This is a genomic window from Mycobacterium angelicum (assembly GCF_002086155.1).
GTDB lineage: Bacteria > Actinomycetota > Actinomycetes > Mycobacteriales > Mycobacteriaceae > Mycobacterium > Mycobacterium angelicum.
In genome coordinates, this window is sequence record NZ_MVHE01000187.1 from 1 (window position 1) to 1,485 (window position 1,485).

Sequence of the window (1,485 nt, forward strand, 5' to 3'; positions counted from 1 at the left end):
GTACTGCCCCCACCGCCGGAGCCACCGTTACCGCCGGCGCCACCCCCGAGTCCATTGTTTCCGGCCAGGCTGCCTGCAGCGCCGTTTCCGCCGTTGCCGCCCGCCCCACCGGAATGCGGGATGCCGGCAGCACCGGTTGCACCCGTCGTATAGCCGGCGCCGCCGGCACCGCCGGGTCCGGCAGCGCCGCCGTTACCGCCGTCGCCGCCACTGCCGCCGGCCACATCGGCGGAGGGAGTTAGTGGATTATCGCCGTCGCCGCCGTTACCACCGTTTCCAGGCGTACCGCCGTCGCCGCCGTCGCCGCCGTGTCCGCCGTTGCCTTGACTACCGGCTTGGCCGGCGGCCGCTGTTCCACCGATGCCGCCGACACCGCCGTGTCCACCGGCAGCGCCGGCCCCTCCGTCACCACCGGCGGTCCCGTTGATGGTGTCGCGGGGAGGCAACTGTTGCCCGTAGAACCCGTCTGCGCCGGCGCCACCGGTTCCTCCGGCGCCCCCGGTGCCGCCATTGCCGCCGTCACCACCGGCGCCGCCATTGCCGGATTGGACCCCACCCAACCCACCACGGCCGCCGTTGCCTCCGTTTCCGCCGGCCTGACCAGGGCCACCATCGCCGCCGGCGCTGGTAATGGTGCCGTTGGTGCCGTTGGGGCCGTTGGTGCCGCTGCCACCGGCAGCGCCGTCGCCGCCGGTACCACCGGCGCCGCCGTTGCCGACCGCTCCGCCGTTGCCGCCAGTGCCCCCGTCGGCGCCGGACTGGCCCGGGGTCGAGCCTGCGGCCCCGGTTCCCCCGGTTCCGCCGTTGCCGCCGCTGGTGGGCGAGGCGCCGGTGGCACCGGTGATGCCCGGGGTGGCGCCGGTTCCGCCGTGCCCACCGGCGGCCCCGGCGCCCGGGGCCCCGCCATCACCGCCGGCGCCGCCGACACCGTCGTTGAGGGTCCAGGTTCCGGTGCCACCGGTGCCGCCGTCACCGGCGATACCTCCAGCACCGCCGGCCCCACCGGCGCCGCCCACTCCATCGGTCACACTCAGAGCCGCGCCACCGGCGCCACCGGTACCGCCGTCTGCACCGGCGCCGCCGGCGCCACCGGCCAAGCCCGCCTCTCCTAGAGCCCCGACGCCGCCCTGGCCGCCGTCGCCGCCTTTGCCGCCGGCCCCTCCGGCAAGCAGGCCGGCACCTCCGGCCCCGCCGCTGCCGCCGGGCCCACCGATACCACCGGCGCCGTTGTTGATGCCGGCCTGACCGGTGACTCCGGCGCCGCCGTTGCCGCCGGCCCCGCCGTCCATGCCGGTGATCCCACTACCGCCGACGCCGCCGGCGCCACCAGCGCCGCCGATCCCGGCCGAACCACCGTTGCCGCCGTTGCCGCCGAGGTAGCCGGTATTGCCAGCCTCACCGTTTGCTCCGGGGGTGGATCCGCTTCCCCCGATGCCGCCGGCCCCGCTGACCCTGGCGTTACCCCCGTTACCCCCGTTGCCGCCG

The 1,485-nt window shown here is 76.6% G+C and carries 1 pseudogene; it reads right to left on the reverse strand.

Features of this window, described 5'->3' with window-relative positions:
* Window positions 1–1,485: pseudogene (locus tag BST12_RS32525) on the reverse strand (hypothetical protein); the annotation flags it as partial.